The 16854-nt window shown below is 66.7% G+C and carries 16 protein-coding genes; 3 read left to right on the top strand and 13 right to left on the bottom strand.

Annotated elements, in window-relative coordinates; all coding sequences use genetic code 11:
* Positions 1-11 precede the first annotated feature (11 nt).
* The 8 genes from ACSFB7_RS18780 to ACSFB7_RS18745 all read right to left on the bottom strand — a co-directional run bounded on the left by ACSFB7_RS18780 (position 12) and on the right by ACSFB7_RS18745 (position 8511).
* Positions 12-1964: a DUF3300 domain-containing protein gene (locus tag ACSFB7_RS18780; RefSeq protein WP_435472763.1), complete on the bottom strand. Its 1953-nt coding sequence runs from the start codon at positions 1962-1964 to the stop codon at positions 12-14.
* A 154-nt stretch (positions 1965-2118) separates the two neighbouring features.
* Complete coding sequence (locus ACSFB7_RS18775; RefSeq protein WP_435472761.1) at positions 2119-2757, bottom strand: DUF3299 domain-containing protein; 639 nt, start codon at positions 2755-2757, stop codon at positions 2119-2121.
* Positions 2758-2760: 3 nt separating this feature from the next.
* Complete coding sequence (locus ACSFB7_RS18770; RefSeq protein ID WP_435472759.1) at positions 2761-4023, bottom strand: ABC transporter permease; 1263 nt, start codon at positions 4021-4023, stop codon at positions 2761-2763.
* Positions 4020-4766, bottom strand: coding sequence for an ABC transporter ATP-binding protein (locus ACSFB7_RS18765; protein ID WP_435472756.1), 747 nt, complete (start codon positions 4764-4766; stop codon positions 4020-4022). Before ACSFB7_RS18765 ends, ACSFB7_RS18770 begins: the two co-directional genes overlap by 4 nt.
* A 4-nt stretch (positions 4767-4770) precedes the next feature.
* The gene (locus ACSFB7_RS18760) at positions 4771-5358 is read right to left on the bottom strand and encodes a DUF2796 domain-containing protein (protein WP_435472754.1); all 588 of its coding nucleotides are present in this window, start codon (positions 5356-5358) and stop codon (positions 4771-4773) included.
* Positions 5355-6263 carry a sulfurtransferase gene (locus ACSFB7_RS18755; RefSeq protein ID WP_435472752.1) on the bottom strand — a complete coding sequence of 303 codons (909 nt, stop codon included), beginning with the start codon at positions 6261-6263 and terminating at the stop codon, positions 5355-5357. Before ACSFB7_RS18755 ends, ACSFB7_RS18760 begins: the two co-directional genes overlap by 4 nt.
* Positions 6264-6312: 49 nt before the next feature.
* Positions 6313-7245, bottom strand: a complete 933-nt coding sequence (locus ACSFB7_RS18750; protein WP_435472750.1) for a DMT family transporter — start codon at positions 7243-7245, stop codon at positions 6313-6315.
* 132 nt (positions 7246-7377) lie between these two features.
* Entirely contained in the window at positions 7378-8511 is a 1134-nt protein-coding gene (locus tag ACSFB7_RS18745) for an aromatic ring-hydroxylating oxygenase subunit alpha (RefSeq protein ID WP_435472748.1), read from the bottom strand.
* 181 nt (positions 8512-8692) lie between these two features.
* Here ACSFB7_RS18745 and xseB point away from each other — a divergent pair, with 181 nt between their 5' ends.
* The 3 genes from xseB to dxs are packed head-to-tail and all read left to right on the top strand — an operon-like array spanning position 8693 to position 11758.
* Positions 8693-8959, top strand: coding sequence for an exodeoxyribonuclease VII small subunit (gene xseB, locus ACSFB7_RS18740; RefSeq protein ID WP_435472746.1), 267 nt, complete (start codon positions 8693-8695; stop codon positions 8957-8959).
* Positions 8956-9885, top strand: a complete 930-nt coding sequence (locus ACSFB7_RS18735) for a polyprenyl synthetase family protein (protein WP_435472744.1) — start codon at positions 8956-8958, stop codon at positions 9883-9885. Before xseB ends, ACSFB7_RS18735 begins: the two co-directional genes overlap by 4 nt.
* A 22-nt stretch (positions 9886-9907) precedes the next feature.
* On the top strand, positions 9908-11758 hold the full coding sequence (gene dxs / locus ACSFB7_RS18730; RefSeq protein WP_435472742.1) for a 1-deoxy-D-xylulose-5-phosphate synthase: 1851 nt from the start codon (positions 9908-9910) through the stop codon (positions 11756-11758).
* A gap of 449 nt (positions 11759-12207) precedes the next feature.
* Here dxs and ACSFB7_RS18725 read toward each other — a convergent pair whose 3' ends face one another.
* From ACSFB7_RS18725 to ACSFB7_RS18705, 5 genes are all read right to left on the bottom strand, one after another.
* Entirely contained in the window at positions 12208-12942 is a 735-nt protein-coding gene (locus ACSFB7_RS18725; protein WP_435472740.1) for an ABC transporter ATP-binding protein, read from the bottom strand.
* On the bottom strand, positions 12939-13742 hold the full coding sequence (locus tag ACSFB7_RS18720; RefSeq protein ID WP_435472738.1) for an ABC transporter ATP-binding protein: 804 nt from the start codon (positions 13740-13742) through the stop codon (positions 12939-12941). The genes ACSFB7_RS18725 and ACSFB7_RS18720 overlap by 4 nt, the downstream gene beginning before the upstream one ends.
* On the bottom strand, positions 13739-14602 hold the full coding sequence (locus tag ACSFB7_RS18715) for a branched-chain amino acid ABC transporter permease (protein ID WP_435472736.1): 864 nt from the start codon (positions 14600-14602) through the stop codon (positions 13739-13741). The genes ACSFB7_RS18720 and ACSFB7_RS18715 overlap by 4 nt, the downstream gene beginning before the upstream one ends.
* Positions 14603-15484: a branched-chain amino acid ABC transporter permease gene (locus ACSFB7_RS18710; protein ID WP_187108513.1), complete on the bottom strand. Its 882-nt coding sequence runs from the start codon at positions 15482-15484 to the stop codon at positions 14603-14605.
* A gap of 127 nt (positions 15485-15611) precedes the next feature.
* Positions 15612-16772, bottom strand: coding sequence for an ABC transporter substrate-binding protein (locus ACSFB7_RS18705; protein WP_435472733.1), 1161 nt, complete (start codon positions 16770-16772; stop codon positions 15612-15614).
* Positions 16773-16854: the final 82 nt, after the last annotated feature.

Genomic DNA, 16854 nt, shown 5'->3' with positions numbered 1-16854 from the left:
ACGCCAGCCGCTCAGGGGTGCTGCTGCCGATCCGGTTCGCCGGGGCGGGGTGGCTGGCGACGGGCTGCGGCCGCCGCAGCGGCCACGCGTTGCTGTTGCTGCTGGGCTTGCTGCTGTTGTTGCTGCTGTCGCGCCTGGGCCTGAGCTTGAGCCTGGGCTTGGTGCGCCTGCTGTTGCTGCTGATGCGCGGCTTGCTGCTGTGCCTGTTGCTGATGACGCATCTGCTCCTGCTGGGCTTGCTGTTGCTGACGGGCCTGGTTCTGGGCTTGGGCCTGCTGTTGCTGCAGCGCCTGCTGGTGCTGGACCTGCTGTTGTTGCTGTTGGGCCTGTTGCTGGGCGCGAGCCTGTTGTTGCGCCTGCTGTTGCTGCTGCATCTGCTGGCGCCGCGACTGATCCTGTTGGGCCTGTTGTACCTGTTGCTGGTGCTGTTGTTGCTGCCGTTGCTGTTCCTGCATCGCCTGCTGCTGTGCGTGGGCTTGCTGCTGTTGCAAGGCCTGTTGCTGGGCCTGCGGGGTGGCGCCTGGGTGTTGTTGCTGAGCCAGCAGGCCTTGTTGCTGTGCCTGTTGCCTGTGCTGCGGGTCTTGTTGCTGCTGGAACCGGGCCTGCCGCGCCTGTTGTTGCTGCTCTCGTGTCTGCTGCTGTTGTTGCGCCTGCAACTGCTGAGCCTGTTGCTGCGAGCGTTGCTGGGCCTGCTGCTGCATCAACGCCTGTTGTTGATGGGCTTGTTGTTGCTGCTGTTGCTGAGCGAGCACCGCCTGTTGCTGCTGACGCTGTTGCTGTTGCTGCTGCGCTTGTTGCTGGGCCAGCAAGGCCTGTTGCTGTTGCTGCTGTTGCGCAAAGGCCGGTCCCGCCGCGAAGTTGGGCGCCGCTCCGGGCGGCAAGATGCCGCGCGGCCCGCCATTGCCGTTGTTGTAGACATTGCGCACGTTGACGTTGTTCACGTTATTGACCACCGTGGTCGAGCGCGAGATGTAGGTGCTGTTGTTGTAGACCACGGCCGGCCGCGCATAAGCCGGTTGCACGTCGGGCCCCCGGCCGCGCCCTTGCCAGCGCGGCGCGCCCCAGTTCATGTTCCATGAGTGCCAGCCCCAGTCGTGCCGCTCCAGCGCGGCACCGACGATCACGCCGGCTCCGAATGCCAGTGCGCCCGCTGCGGCGATCTGGCCGCCGCTGTAGCCGGGCGCCACCACGACAGGCGGTGCGTAGGCATAGCCGGGGTAGATGGGTTCAGGTGCGCCGTAGATCACCTGCGGGTCGTAGCTCGGCACGTACACCACGTCGGGCTGCACCGGCTCGATGGTGATCAGTTGCGGCGGCGGCTCGATTACGGCGGGACCCGCATACATCGGCTGCATGTCCGGCGCCGGCGCGTAGTTCTGCGGCGTCGCGGCGCTCGCCACGCGCAGCTTGTCGTTGTTCTTCAGGCGGCCCGCCTTCGAGGCCCGCTGGCGCATGACCTGGATCGCGTTCATCACGTCGGTCGGGTCGTTGTAGTAGGCCTTGCCGAGTGATTCGGTCCACGGAACGTTGCCGGCCATCTGGTCGAGCACGCTGCGAAAGGCGGTGAGCGACTTCACGCTCGGGTCCCACGGCTGCTGGTTGGCCGCATCGGCCAGCGGGCCGGCCTTGAGTGCCCGGTTCTGCCCGAGCCAGTCATGCGCGGCGGTGATCTGTTCGGGATAAGTGGCGCCCGCAAGAATCTGCGCGACCAGCTTGTCGGGGTACAGCGCGATGGGCGCGACCAGCTGATAGAGCTGTTCGGCCGAAGGTGGCGTGTAGGCCACGGGCGTTGGCGCTGCGGGTGTCTGCGGCACTGCAGGCGCGGGGATCGACAGCGCGGGGTCGGCTGCCGCAGCCGCGGGGGTGGAGTTGGTCTTGTTGTCGCAGCCTGCGATGGCGAGGGCGCCGATGCACAGCGAGATCGTCAGGAGCCGCGGGACCGTGGGGCGATGGGTTGTTGTCATCTGGAGTTCCATGAAGGCGCCGGCGTCGTGCCCGGAACTCTTTCAACGGTGCGCGGCAGCAGGCGATGACAAAGCCTGCTTCACGGATGCAACGGTCTGTGTCGGTCGTGCGCCGCCAACCCTGTCGGCGCAGAACCACAGACGGACAGAAGACCTACTTGGCGCCGCCCGAGTACTTTGTGACGCTGGTGGCGCTCACGTGGTAACCACTCACGCCCATCATCGAGTCGTTGCGCAGCGTCTGCAGCTTGCCGGTGACCCACACGGTGTCCATGGCGCGGAACTTGGCGCCCTTTTGCGGCACGACGTGCAGGATCTGGTTGGCCGGCGGCGGCGGCGTGTGGATGCAGGCGCCGAAGTAGGGCACGAGCAGGAACTCGGTGACCTCGCCCTTGGCTTCTTCGAGCGGCACGATGAAGCCCGGGATCTTCACTTCAGTGCCGTTCATCGCGGGATTGGTCGGCGCGTTGTTCGAGACTTCCTGCATCTTCATCAGCAGCTCGTTGGCGCGCGGGTCACCGTCGTCGAGCGCGCTCAGGTCCATGCCCTTGAACTCCTTGGCCGGGTCCCAGTCCTTGGGCACGAGTTCTTCCCACGTGATCTGCCTTGGCTGGCCCGGCGTGCCTTTTGCAGCAGCTGCGGGTGCGGCCTTGCCGCCGAGCGGGTTCGACGCCGTGGTGTCCTTGGGCGCGGGGTCGGCGGCCCATGTGGCCGCCGCGAGGCCGGCGCCGGCCAGCAACATTGAAAGGCGAATGAAAGCCTTGGGCGTGGAAATTTTCTTTGCGATGCGCATGGTTCAAATCCTCGGTGAGAGGCCGTCTGCCAGGGAGAGTCGATAGGCACGGATGCCAGGCAAGAGGCTTGCCAGCCAGCCCGCGACCAGCAGGCTCGCCATCAGCAGCCATTCGTTCAGTGTAGGTTCGGAAAGGCTCAGTGTCAGCCCGAACTGCGCCTGCAGCCATGGCGAGAGCAGGGCGATGCCGAGCACCGCCATGACAAGGCCGAAGAACACGCCGAGCACGGTGACCATCGCGCCTTCGAGCGCCAGCAGCGCCAGCACATGGCGCAGGCCCGCGCCCACCGCGCGCAGCACGGCAAGCTCACGCCGGCGCTCGTTGAGGCCGGCCATCACCACCGACACCAGCCCCGCGAGGCTCACGAGCGCGACCAGTGCCGACATCAGCAGCAATGCGTTTTCGCCGATGCCGATCACGCTCCACAGTTCGTCGAGCGCCACGCCGGGCAGGATGGCCATGAGCGGCTCGCCGGTGTAGGTCGAGATCCAGCGCTGCACGCCGAACACGGCGGCGCGGTTCTTCAGGCCCACCAGCGCGGCCGTCACGCTTTTGGGCGTGAGGTCGAACTTGCGCACCTGCTCGGCCGGAATGTGCACGCCGGGCATCGGTGCGCCGCCGACCCATTCGAGGTGAATGGCTTCCATGGCCGCAAGGCCGATGTGCACCGTGCGATCGACCGGCGTGCCGGTGCGCGCGAGCACGCCCACCACGGTGAAGGGCTTGTCGGCATGCTCGGCCACGTTGAGTTCGCCGCTGCCGTGTGCCAGCGTGATCTTCTGGCCCACGTGGTAGCCCAGCTTGTCGGCCACCTCGGCGCCCACCACCGCATCGAAGAGTTCGCTGAAGGGCTTGCCTTCGCGCATCTTCAGCAGTTGCTTGTCGCCGTAGCGAAAGCGCGTGAAGTACTCGGGCGACGTGGCCAGCACCGCGAAGCCGCGGTGCGAGTCGCCCAGCGACAGCGGCACCACCCAGTCGACACCGGGGTGCTCGGCCAACGCCTGCACGCTCTTCCACGAGATGTTGTTGGTGGCCGCGCCGATGCGGAACACCGAGTACAGCAGCAACTGCGTGGAGCCGGTGCGCGCGCCGACGATCAGGTCGGTGCCCGAGACGGACGACGCGAAGTTCTCGCGCAGCTCGGTGCGGATGCGCTCGACGCCGAGCAGCAGGAAGGTCGACAGCGCGATCGAGAACACGGTGAGCGCCAGCGTGAAGCGCCGGTTCCAGGCGCTGCGCCAGGCAATCGAGAAAAGCGCTCTCATGCATCCACCGCCATTGCGCTCGATGCCGCGCGATTGATCTCGGGCAGCAGCACATGCCGCGCAAAACGCTGCGCGATGCGCTGGTCATGGCTCACGAACACGAGCGCGCTCCGGTTCATCGCGCAGGCCGTCAGCAGCACGTCGAGAAAAGCTTCGCGCCGGTCTTCGTCGAGTGCGGAAGTGGGCTCGTCGGCAATCACCACTTCGGGCTGGCCGATGAGCGCGCGCGCCGCGGCCACGCGTTGTTGCTGGCCGACCGAGAGCTGCAGCGCCTGGCGCTTCCACAGGTTGCGGTCCAGGCCCATCTGGTCGAGCAGGTGCTCGGCTTCTTCGCGCGAGCTGCCGTTGCGCGCGGCCTGTGCTTCGCGCCGCGCCGAGAAGCGGCAGGGCAGCAGCACGTTGTCGAGCACGCTCAGGTAGGGCAGCAGGTTGAACTGCTGGAAGATGTAGCCCACGTGGGCCACGCGGCTGCGGTCGCGCTGTGTGCCCGAGAGCTTGGACCAGTCATGGCCCAGCAGCGTGACGCGGCCTTCGTCGGCCACCAGCACGCCAGCCAGCAGCGACAGCAGCGTGCTCTTGCCGCAGCCGCTCGGGCCATGCAGAAACACCGATTCGCCGGCGCTGATGCGAAACGCCTCGATGTCGATGCATGGGGTTTTCACGCCGGGCCACGAGAAGCGCAGCGCTTCGGCGGCGAGCACGACGCGCAATGGCGACGTCTCGGCCTGCAGGGGAGTGCTCACAGTGTCACTTGCCCCAGCTCAGGCGAGCCGGCTGGGCGGCTGCTGCGCCGCTCGGGCGCTTGAGCTGGCGCTTGAACTGGCCTTGTGCGGAAGCAATCTGCGAATCGATCTGGCGCAGTCCCTTGAACACGCTGAACAGGTTCACGTCGATGAACTTCGCAGCGGCCGCGTTGGTGCAGTTGAAGGAGAAGGTGGCGTCGAGGTCGGCGTGGCCCACGGGCTCGTTCGGATCGGGGTTGCCCAGGCCGAGCGCGCCCGAGCGCAGGTCGACCGGGCCGAGCTTGCAGTTGGCGGCCGGGTCGATGATGAAGAGCTTGTCGGCCGCGCGCAGCTGGGCCACGGCTTCCTCGACGGTCTTCTTCTCGGCATCGGTCTTGGGGGCGCGCTCGAAGCCGACGATGTTGTCGAGCGGGGATTCCATGTCGATCACCACGGTGGGGCCGTCGACGGCCACGTCGAGCTTGAGCTGGCCGTGCACGTGCGCGTGCTGTTGCTGCTGTGCCTGCGCGGTGAGGAACGGGGCCGCCGCAAGAAACGCGGTGGCGATTGCCAGACCGCCGGTGCGTCGCAGTTGTCGGGTCGTCAATGTCATGGTTCAGCGCCTTGCCGGGTCGGCAGCCCCGGCGTGTTGCTCCATTCGCTCCAGCTGCCGGCATAGAGCGCGGTCGTCCCGAAGCCGGCGATCTGCATCGCAAGCAGGTTGGGCACGGCGCTGACGCCGCTGCCGCATTGGTGGACGACGGTCGCCGGATCGCGTCCCGCGAGCAGCGACTCGAACTCGGCATGCAATTGCGATGCCGGCTTGAACTTGCCGTCGGGGCCGAGGTTGTCGGCGAAGGGCCGGTTCAGGGCCCCGGGGATGTGACCGGCAATCGGGTCCAGAGGTTCCACCTCGCCACGGTAACGGGCACCGGCGCGTGCGTCGATCAGGTTCTGGTCAGGCTGGCCGAGCCGGCGCACCACGGTGTCGGTGGTGACGAGCTTGGCGATCGGCTCGCCGGGCACGAAGTTCGATTGAAAGTGCGCGGGCTCTTCGCGGCCGGTGACTTCACCGCCCGCGGCCTGCCAGGCCTGAAGGCCGCCGTCGAGCACGGCCACCGCGTCGTGGCCCATCCACTTGAGCATCCACCACAGGCGCCCGCAGTAGTTGGCGCCGTTGCGGTCGTACACCACGGCCTGCATGTCGTTGGCAAAGCCGATGCTGGAGAGCCAGGCCGCGAACTTCTCGCGGCTGGGCAGCGGATGGCGGCCACCCGAGGCGGGCAGGCCGTCGTCCTGCGCCACCACGACCTCGCCATGGGCGCCCGGTGCGCCGTGCTTGGCGCTGAGATCGGTGTCGAGGTTGGCGTAGAGCGCGCCCGGAATGTGCGCGGCGGCATAGTGCTGCGGGCCGGCTTCGGGCTTCATGAGTTCGAAGCTGCAGTCGAACACCATGTAGGGCCTGTCGCCCTGCTGCAACTGCTGGAGTTGTTCGACGGAGATGAGGGTGGTGTACATGGCGTGTGCTCCTTCGAAATGTCGCTGTTGCGCGTGGTTTGCGCGTGGTTCAGTGTTCCTCGGCCGGCGCCTTGGGCACCGCCCGCTGCCGCAGCACGGTGGCCGCAATGCCGCTCACGATGATGAGCGTCATGCCGGCCCAGCCGGCGCCGTCGATGCGGTCATCGAACACCATCACGCTGTAGAACGCCGCGAAGATGATGCCCGAGTACTGCAGGTTGGCCACCAGCAGTGTGCCGCTTTGCGTCTTGGCCGTGGCGTAGGCGCGCGTCATGCACAGTTGTCCGAGGGCTGCCAGCAGGCCGATCGGCAGCAGCCACAGCGCATGCGCCCATGTCCACGCGCTCGCGCCCGAGAAGCCTGTGGCCGCCGTGGCAATGCCGCCGGCCACGGCCGAGCCGACCGCGAAATAGAACACCGTGCGCAGCTCGGGCTCGCCGATGCGCGACAGCGCCACCACCTGCATGTAGGCAAAGGCGGCCGTCACACCCGACAGCAGGCCGAGCAGGCCCGCGAAGCCCTGGCTCGCATCCACCGAAGGCTTGAGCATCAGCACCACGCCGGCGAAGCCCGCCAGCACGGTGAGCACCAGCGGTGCCTGCAAGGGCGGTCGGGCCACGCGGCCGTCGCGGCCGGGCACCGGCACCCAGGCCAGCAGCGCGCCGCCGACGAGGAAGGCCGCGATCCACACGCTGCTCATGTAGTTGAGCGTGACGGCCGTGGCCAGCGGCATGTGCGCGATGGCGTAGAACCACGCGCCCAGCGAGATCACGCCGATGGTGCTGCGCCAGGCGTGCATGCCGGGGTATTGGGTGGCCAGCGAAACGCCGCGGTTGCGCGCCAGCAGCCAGAGAAAGACGATGCCGATCAGGCCGCGTCCGAGCACCATTTCGCCGCTGTTGAACCAGGCCGAGGCGATCTTGACGACCACCCCCATGGTGGCGAACAGAAAAGCCCCGAGCACCATCCATAACGCCTGCATTGTTCTAAGCCATCAAGAAAGGGAAGGGTGGGACTTTTCGTGGAACACCGCGGAACCGGCTTTGCCGGGCCGCAGGTGTTGCCCCCTGGAAGGGGGTTGGCGTAGCGACACGAAGTGCGCGAAGCCTGGGGGTCATTCCATTGCTTGGCGATACCACTCGTGGAACTGCTGCATGCCATCTTCCATCGGGCTCTGGTAGGGACCGGTCTCGTTGTCGCCGCGCAGCATCAGCGCGCGGCGGCCGGCGTCCATGCGCTCGGCGATCTCGTCGTCTTCCACGCAGGTTTCCATGTAGGCGGCCTGCTGGGCCTCGACGAATTCGCGCTCGAAGGCGACGATTTCCTCGGGGTAGAAGAACTCGACCATGTTGAGCGTCCTGGTCGGGCTCACCGGATGCAGCGTCGACACGGTCAGCACGTGCGGATACCACTCGACCATCACGTGCGGGTAGTAGGTCAGCCAGATGGCGCCGTATTTGGGCGGCTTGCCGTCGCGGTACTTGAGCAGTTGCTCCTGCCACTTCTGGTAGACCGGGCTGCCCGCGCGGCCCAGGCGGTTGGCCACGCCCACCGTCTGCACCGAATAGTTCTGGTTGAACTCCCAGCGCAGGTCGTCGCAGGTGACGAAGCTGCCAAGGCCCGGGTGGAACGGGCCCACGTGGTAGTCCTCCAGGTAGACCTCGATGAAGGTCTTCCAGTTGTAGTTGCACTCGTGCAGCTCGACCCGGTCGAGCGCATAGCCGCTGAAGTCGAGGTCGGCTTGCGGGCCGAGGCCGGCCATGTCGGCGGCCACGTCGGGGCCCGAACCGTCGGCGTTCTTCTCGAACAGAAGGCCGTTCCACTCGGTGAGCGGGTAGTTGTGCAGGTTGAGGCAGGGGTCCTGGTCGAAGTGCGGGGCGCCGATCAACGTGCCCGTGCTGCGCGGGTCGCTCGCGGCGTAGGTCCAGCGGTGCAGCGGGCAGACGATGTTGCCGCCCGTCTTGCTGTCGAGCTGGCCCCGGCCCTGCAGGATCAAGGCCTGGCGGTGCCGGCAGACGTTGGAGATCAGCTCCACGCCCTTGGGCGTGTGGACCAGCGCGCGGCCCTGGTGCTCCTGTGGGAGCGTATGGAAGTTGCCCATTTCGGGCACGGCGAGGCGATGGCCGACATAGCGGGGCCCTCGCGCAAAAAGGTTTTGCATTTCGCGCGCGTAGAGCGCTTCGTCGAAATACGCTGAAACTGGAAGTTGGCTCGCGGCCTGCTGCAGTTGAAGACTTAAATCAGACATGGAGGACCTGACCAAGCTCCCCACAGGGAGAGAAAGAGGAAGAACGGAAGGCGCCGTCTGGAAGGTCGACGGCCCGAGAGGAGTGTTGGTGTGTCGCCAACGAGAGAAGTTCGCATTGTACCCGTCGGCCCCTCTTTTGGCCCCCGCCCTAAAATGCCCGGTTTCACCCACGTTTCGTTGCATGCCCAAGGTGCCTTCCCCTTCCTCGTCCAGCCCGGCGGCAACGCCCGATACCGGCCCGCTGCCCGTCAGCTACGAAGCCGGGCTCCAGGAACTGGAACAACTGGTTGCAGAGCTCGAATCGGGCCAGCTGCCCCTCGATCAACTGCTCGGCAGCTACCAACGCGGCGCCGCGCTGCTGGCTTTTTGCCGCGACAAGCTGCAGGCGGTCGAAGACCAGATCAAGGTGCTCGACGCGGGCAGCCTGAAGACCTGGACCGCCGAATGAGCGCAGTCGCCATGACCACCATCACCACCACCGATTGGGACGCCGCCCGCCTTGCCGGTTGGAGCGAGCCGCACCTGGCGAATGTCGAAGCGGCGCTGTCGCGCTGGGTAGGCGTCGATGCCCCCGTGCTGCTGGGCGACGCGATGCGCTATGCCGTGCTCGACGGCGGCAAGCGGCTGCGGCCCCTGCTGGTGCTCGCGGCCAGCGAGGCGGTCGGCGGCAATGCAGCCGCCGCGCTGCGCGCCGCCTGCGCCACCGAACTGATCCACGCCTATTCGCTGGTGCACGACGACCTGCCGTGCATGGACAACGACGTGCTGCGCCGCGGCAAGCCCACCGTGCACGTGAAGTTCGGCGAGGCCGACGCCCTGCTGGCCGGCGATGCGCTGCAGGCCCTGGCCTTCGAGCTGCTCACGCCCGAGGGCGATGAAGTGCCTTCCTCCACGCAAGCCACGCTGTGCCGCCTGCTGGCGCGCGCCGCGGGCAGCCAGGGCATGGCCGGCGGCCAGGCGATCGACCTCGCCAGCGTGGGCATTGCCCTGAACGAAGCGCAACTGCGCGAAATGCACCGCCTGAAGACCGGCGCGCTGCTGCAGGGCAGCGTCGAGATGGGCGCGGCCTGCGGCCACGTCACGCCGACGGCCCTGGCCGCCCTGCGCGACTACGGCGCGGCCATCGGCCTCGCGTTCCAGGTGGTCGATGACATCCTCGACGTCACCGCAGATTCCCAGACCCTGGGCAAGACCGCCGGCAAGGATGCCGCGGCCGACAAGCCCACCTACGTGTCGCTGCTGGGCCTCGACGGCGCGCGTGCGCAGGCCCGCCAGTTGCTGGCCGACGCGCTCGCCGCATTGGCGCGCAGCGGCCTCGCCGACACCGCCGCATTGCGCGCCTTGGCCCACATGGTGGTCGACCGCGACCGCTGAGAAAAAAGAACAAGACCTCCCCATGGCTCCGCTGCTTCCCACACTCCACGACCCCTCGCCGATCCGCAAATACGACCGGGCCCAGCTCCGGCAACTGTCCGACGAAGTGCGCGCCTGCGTGCTCGACAACGTCTCGCGCACCGGCGGCCACCTGAGCTCCAACCTCGGCACGGTCGAGCTGACGGTCGCGCTGCACCACGTGTTCAACACGCCGCACGACCGGCTGGTGTGGGACGTGGGCCACCAGACCTATCCGCACAAGATCCTCACGGGCCGGCGCGAGCGCATGCCCACGCTGCGCCAGATCGGCGGCATCTCGGGCTTTCCGCAGCGCAGCGAGAGCGAGTACGACACCTTCGGCACCGCCCATTCGTCGACCAGCATCTCGGCCGCGCTCGGCATGGCCATGGCGGCCAAGCAAAAGGGCGAAGACCGCTACACCGTGGCCATCATCGGCGACGGCGCGCTGACGGCCGGCATGGCCTTCGAGGCGTTGAACAACGCCGGCGTGTGCGACTGCAAGCTGCTGGTGATCCTGAACGACAACGACATGTCGATCAGCCCGCCCGTGGGTGCGCTCAACCGCTACCTGGCGCAACTGATGAGCGGCAATTTCTACGCCGCCGCCAAGAACGTCGGCAAGAGCGTGCTGCGCGCCGCGCCGCCGCTGTTCGAGCTGGCCAAGCGCTTCGAGCAACATGCCAAGGGCATGGTGGTGCCGGCCACGCTGTTCGAGCAGTTCGGCTTCAACTACGTCGGCCCGATCGACGGCCACGACCTCGACTCGCTGGTGCCCACGCTCGAAAACCTGAAGCACCTCGACGGCCCGCAGTTCCTGCACGTGGTCACGAAGAAGGGGCAGGGCTACAAGCTGGCCGAGGCCGATCCGGTGGCCTACCACGGCCCCGGCAAGTTCGATCCGCAAGTGGGGCTGGTCAAGTCCACCGCGGTGGCCAAGCAGACCTTCACGCAGGTGTTCGGCCACTGGCTGTGCGACACGGCCGCGCATGACGGCCGGCTCGTGGGCATCACGCCCGCGATGCGCGAAGGCTCGGGGCTCGTGGAGTTCGAGCAGCGCTTTCCCGATCGTTACTACGACGTCGGCATCGCCGAGCAGCACGCCGTGACCTTCGCGGCCGGCCTCGCCTGCGAAGGCCTGAAGCCGGTGGTGGCGATCTACTCGACCTTCCTGCAGCGCGCGTATGACCAACTGATTCACGACGTCGCGATCCAGAACCTGCCGGTGGTGTTCGCGCTCGACCGCGCGGGCCTCGTGGGTGCCGACGGCGCCACGCACGCGGGTGCGTACGACATTCCGTTCCTGCGCTGCATTCCGAACATGAGCATCGCCTGTCCGGCTGATGAGCGCGAGTGCCGGCAATTGCTGACGAGCGCCTATGAGCAGAGCCATCCGGTGGCGGTGCGCTATCCGCGCGGTGCGGGTGCCGGCGTCACGCCGAACCTGACGCTCGACGCGCTACCTTTCGGCAAGGGCGAAGTGCGCCGCGAAGGCAAGCGCATCGCAATCCTGGCGTTCGGCACCTTGCTGTACCCGGCGCTCACTGCCGCCGAGTCGCTCGACGCCACGGTGGTCAACATGCGCTGGGCCAAGCCGCTCGACGTCGAGTTGCTGCTGAAGGTTGCGCGCACGCACGACGCCATCGTCACGCTCGAAGACGGCGCCACGATGGGTGGCGCGGGCAGTGCGGTGCTCGAAGCGCTGCAGGCTGCGAACGTGTTGAAGCCGGTGCTGCAACTGGGCCTGCCCGACCAGTTCATCGAACACGGTGACCCGGCGAAGCTGATGTCCGGCATCGGGCTTGATGCACCGGGCATCGAGAAGTCCATCGCGGATCGCTTCGGCCGCGCCTGAGGTTTTGTGTATTGCTCCTTCCCCTTCCGGGGGAAGGCTGGGATGGGGGCTCTGTTTGTTCGGCGCGCTGCTGTTCTTTTTGGCGCCGCTGTTCATTCAGGGCGACGCTCACGCCGACACGGTGCTCTTTTTCGCGAATGTCCCCCGCTTCGCTCCTCCTTTATTTCGCGAAAAAGAGCCCCGTATCGACGTGAGCGCTCAGAGCAGTCGTTGATCGTGAGATCACCAGCAGCGCGTCCTGTGCGAATGGCACCAGGTGCTCCCCGCAGCGAAATAAAGGAGGAGCGAAGCGGGGGACATTCGCGGAGGGGAGTACCTGGTGTCATTCGCACTCGCCCTGAACGGCAGCGCGTCAAACACAGCAAGCGGGCTTGAAGAATGCCGCTGCGGTGCAAAGGCCGTCGTGCCCCCACCCCGGCCCTCCCCCGGGAGGGGAGGGAGAAAAACCGTCAACTGCCCAGGTACGCGTCCTGCACCTTCGGGTTGCCGAGCAACTCGCGGCCCGTGCCCGACAGCACGATCGACCCCGTCTCGATCACATACGCCCGGTCCGCGATCTTCAGCGCCTGACGCACGTTCTGCTCCACCAAAAAGATCGTCAGCCCCTGCTTGTTGATCTCGCGCAGCGTGCGGAAGATGTCCTGCACGATGATCGGCGCCAGGCCCATCGACGGCTCGTCCAGCAGCAGCACGCGCGGCTTGGCCATCAAGGCCCGGCCGATGGCCAGCATCTGCTGCTCGCCGCCCGAGAGATTGCCGGCCAGGCCATCGGCCCGGTCCTTCAGCACCGGGAACAGCGCGTAGATGCGCTCCAGGTCGGCCGCGCGCGCGGCCGCACCGTCGCGCCGCGTGTAGGCGCCCAGTTCGAGGTTCTCGCGCACCGTCAGCGTCGTCAGCGTGGCGCGGCCTTCGGCCACCTGCACCACGCCGCCGGCCACGATCTTGTGCGGCGACAGCGCGCCGATGTCCTGGCCCGCGAACATGACGCGGCCCGAGGCCTTCTTCACCAGGCCCGACAGCGCCAGCAGCGTCGTCGACTTGCCGGCGCCATTGGCACCGACCAGCGTGGTGATCTGACCTTCGTGCAGCTCGAAGTCGATGCCCTTCACCGCCTGCACGTGCCCGAAGTTCACCTTCAGGTCCTGCACCTGCAGCAAGGGGGTCGTCGTCGTACCGGCGCTCATGCCGCTGTCTCCTGGTCGTTGGTGGCTTCGTCGTCTTCGCGGCCGAGGTAGGCCTCGATCACCTGCGGGTCGTTGCGGATCTGCTCGGGCCCGCCGCGCGCGATGATGCGGCCGAAGTTCAGCACCGCGATCTGCTGGCACAGGCCCATCACGAAGCGCATGTCGTGCTCGATCATGAACACCGTGAAGCCGCGCGCGGCGATGTTCTCGATCTCCACCATCAGCTCGCTTTTCTCGGTGCTGTTCATGCCGGCAACCGGCTCGTCGAGCAGCAGCAGCTTGGGCTCGGTGGCCAGCGCGCGCGCCAGCTCCAGCTTGCGCTGGTCGCCGTACGAGAGGTTGTCGGCCACGTCGTTCGCCTTGTGGTCGAGCTTGACCCAGCTCAGCAGCTCGCGCGCACGTTCACGCGCACGCTTTTCCTCGCTGCGGAACAGGCCCGTGCCGGCCAGCAGGCCGAGGGGGCCGTAGCGCAGCTTGGAATCCATGCCCACGGTCACGTTCTCCAGCAGCGACATCTCCTTGAAGATGCGGATGTTCTGGAAGGTGCGCGCGATGCCGCCACGGGTGATCTGAAAAGGCTTGCGGCCCGCCAGGTCCTGGCCTTCGAAATGGATGGTGCCGCTGGTGGTCGGCAACAGGCCGGTGATCAGGTTGAACACCGTCGTCTTGCCGGCGCCGTTCGGGCCGATCAGCCCGAAGATGCCGCCCTTGGGAATGTCCAGGCTTACGTCCTGCAGGACCTTCAGGCCACCGAAGTGGCGCGACACGTTCTTGAGTGTCAAAAGCGTGTTGTCGCTCATGCCGCGCTCCCCTTGCGTGCAAACCACTGGCGGATGCGCGCCGGGTCCCAGATGCCCTTGGGCAGGAACAGCACGATCAGCACCAGGATGAAGCCGTTGACCACGAGGCGGAAGGCGCCCAGGCCACGCAGCATTTCAGGCAGCAGCGTGAGGATGGTGCCGCCCAGCACCGGGCCCGTGAGGCTGCCGATGCCGCCAAGAATCGCCATCGTGAGGATGTCGACCGCGCGGTTGAACCCGTACTCGGCCGGGCCGATGAAGAAGGTCAGGTGCGCATTGAGCGTGCCCGCCAGGCCGGCGATGGCGCCGCCCAGCACGAAGGCCAGCATCTTGTGGCCCGCCACGTCGATGCCCATCAGGCCGGCGGCGGTTTCGTCTTCCTTGATGGCCTCGAAGGCGCGGCCCACCTTGGAGCGGCGGATGCGCCACAGCACCAGCAGCACGAGCACCAACGCCAGCGCCACATGCCACCACTGGGTCGATTGCGGAATGCCGTTCAGGCCCAGCGCGCCGCCCGTGAGCGACTCGGCGTTGAGGATGGCGATGCGCACTACTTCGCCGAAGGCCAGCGTGGCCATCGCGAGGTACACGCCCGACAGCCGCAGCGTCGGCTTGCCGATGATGAAGGCGACCAATGCGGGCGCCGCCATGCCTACAGCAATGGCGACCGGGAACGGTGCGCCGTAGTTCAGCGTGAGGATCGACGCGGTGTACGCGCCGATGCCCATGAACGCGGCGTTGGCCAGGGCCAGCATGCCGCAGGAGAGCGTGAGCCAGATCGAGAGTGCCAGCAGGCTGTTGATGCCCAGCGAGAGCACCAGGTTGCTGTAGACCGACCAGAAATTGTCGAGGGCTTCCATTTAGACCTTGCGCTCCTTCAGCGAGCCGAACAGGCCCTTGGGGCGCACCAGCAGTACAAGGAACAGCAGGCCGAAGGCCACCGCGTCACGCATGTTGGAGCCCACATAGGCCACCGACAGCACTTCGGCAAAGCCCAGGAACAGGCCGCCGAGCAGCGCGCCGCGGATGTCGCCCATGCCGCCCAGGATGATCACTGCGATGCCCTTCTCGAGCATCGGCTGGCCCATCAGCGGGAAGAGGGCGTTGGAGTACAGGCCGATCAGCACACCCGCCACGCCGCCAAGGCCGGCGGCCACGAACGAGGTCAGGTAGAACAGGCCTTCGACGTTCACGCCCACGAGGTAGGCCGCCTTGGGCGACTCGGCAATCGCGCGCAATGCGCGGCCCAGTTGCGTGCGCTGCAGCGACAGCATCAGCACGCCCATCAGCACGAAGGACGCCAGCACGATGCCCAGTTCGAGCACGGTGACGTGGATGCCGGCGAACACCAGCGCGTCGTCGGGAATGGTGCCGGCCGGGAAGCGCAGGTTTTCCGCGCCGAAGATGCCCTGGATGCCGTTGTTCAGGATGATGGCCACGCCGATGGTGGCGATCATCGGAATCAGGTGGGGTGCGTTGCGCTTGCGCAGCGGTTTGAGCACCAGCACGTCGATCAGGAACCCCATGACGCCGCAGAACGCGAAGGCGAACGGCAGTCCGACCCACAGCGGCATGCCCGACACGCGCATGAATTCGGCCGCCGCATAGGCGCCCACCATGAACACCGCGCCGTGCGAGAGATTGATGACGCCGAGCACGCCGAAGATGAGTGTGAAGCCGAGCGCGAAGAGTGCGTAGACGCATCCAAGCGACAAGGCGTTGACAAGCTGCTGATCGAGCACGATGGGCTTCCGTCAGGCCGCAACAGGAAAGGCGTTGCGGCAAATCAAAAAAGAAAACGGCGCAGGAGGCCTGCGCCATGCGAAGGGCACCGGCGGGCCGCGCGACGCGGTCCCGCCCGGGCGGTGCTTACTTCTCGATCACGAACGCAGTGCCCTTCGTGACGCTCACGATGGCCTGCTGCTGGGCGTCGTAGCCGGCGGGCTTGCCGGCCTTGTCCTTGGCGCGTGCGAAGGTGAAGGCGCCGGTGGCACCGGTCCACTTCACGTTGGGCAGGGCGTCGCGCAGCGCGCTGCGGTCCGACGTCAGGTTGCCCGTCAGTTTCACGCCCTTGAGCGCCTGTGCCACGACATACAGGCCGTCATAGGCCTGTGCGGCGAACTGGTCCGGCGCTGCCTTGAACTTGTCGTTGTAGGCCTTCTGGAACTTGGTGTTCTCGGGCGTGGCGTTGCTGGCCGACCAGGGGCTGCCGACGTACAGGTTGTCCGAGCTGCCCTTGGCCAACTCGAAGATCTTGGTCGAGTTCATGCCGTTGCCGCCGATGATCGGCACGTTCAGGCCGAGCTGGCGGGCCTGCACCATCACCGGTGCGCCTTCGGCCAGCAGTGCGGACAGCACGATGGCGTCGGGGTTGGTGGCCTTGATCTTGGTGAGCTGGGCCTTGAAGTCCACGTCGCCCTTGGCGAAGGTCTCGGTGGTGGTCACCGGCAGCTTCAGGTCTTCCAGGGCCTTCTTGAAGTTGTCGTAGCCGCTCTTGGTGAACACGTCGTCGTTGCCGTACAGCACGGCAACCTTCTTCACGTTGGCGTGCTTGATCGCCACGCGCAGCGTTTCGGGCAGCACGTCGGCTTCGGTCACCGAGTTGCGGAAGATGTAGTCACCGATGGAGGTGATGCCGTCGGCCGTGTTCGAGGTGCCGAAGGCCACGGTCTTGGCGGCCTGGGCGATCGGATCGGCCGCCTGGGCCGAGTTCGACAGCGTGGGGCCGAAGGTCATCAGGACCTTGTCCTGGAAGATCAGCTTCTTGAAGACGTTGATGGCGTCTTCCTTCTTGCCCTGCTCGTCCTCGATGGCGAGCACGATCTTGTCGCCATTGATGCCGCCGGCGGCGTTGATCTCGTCGGCCGCGAGCTGGAAGCCGTTGCGGATGGCCGAGCCGTATTGCGCGGCACCGCCCGACAGGGCTGCGGCAACGCCGATCTTGATGTCGGCGGCCTGTGCGCTGCTACCGAATGCGGTGGCGGCAACGAGTGCGAAGAATGCGGGTTTGAATGGGATGGAACGGATCATCTGTTGGATGCCTCGGTGGTTTTGAGTGATGAAGGCGAAGTAACATTTTATGCCTCGCCTGCAACACCCTCCGGATGGCATG

This window comes from Variovorax raffinosi, from assembly GCF_051216615.1.
Lineage (GTDB): Bacteria > Pseudomonadota > Gammaproteobacteria > Burkholderiales > Burkholderiaceae_C > Variovorax.
The sequence above is the reverse complement of the archived record's forward strand: the minus strand, read 5'-3'. Positions and strand labels throughout refer to the sequence as shown.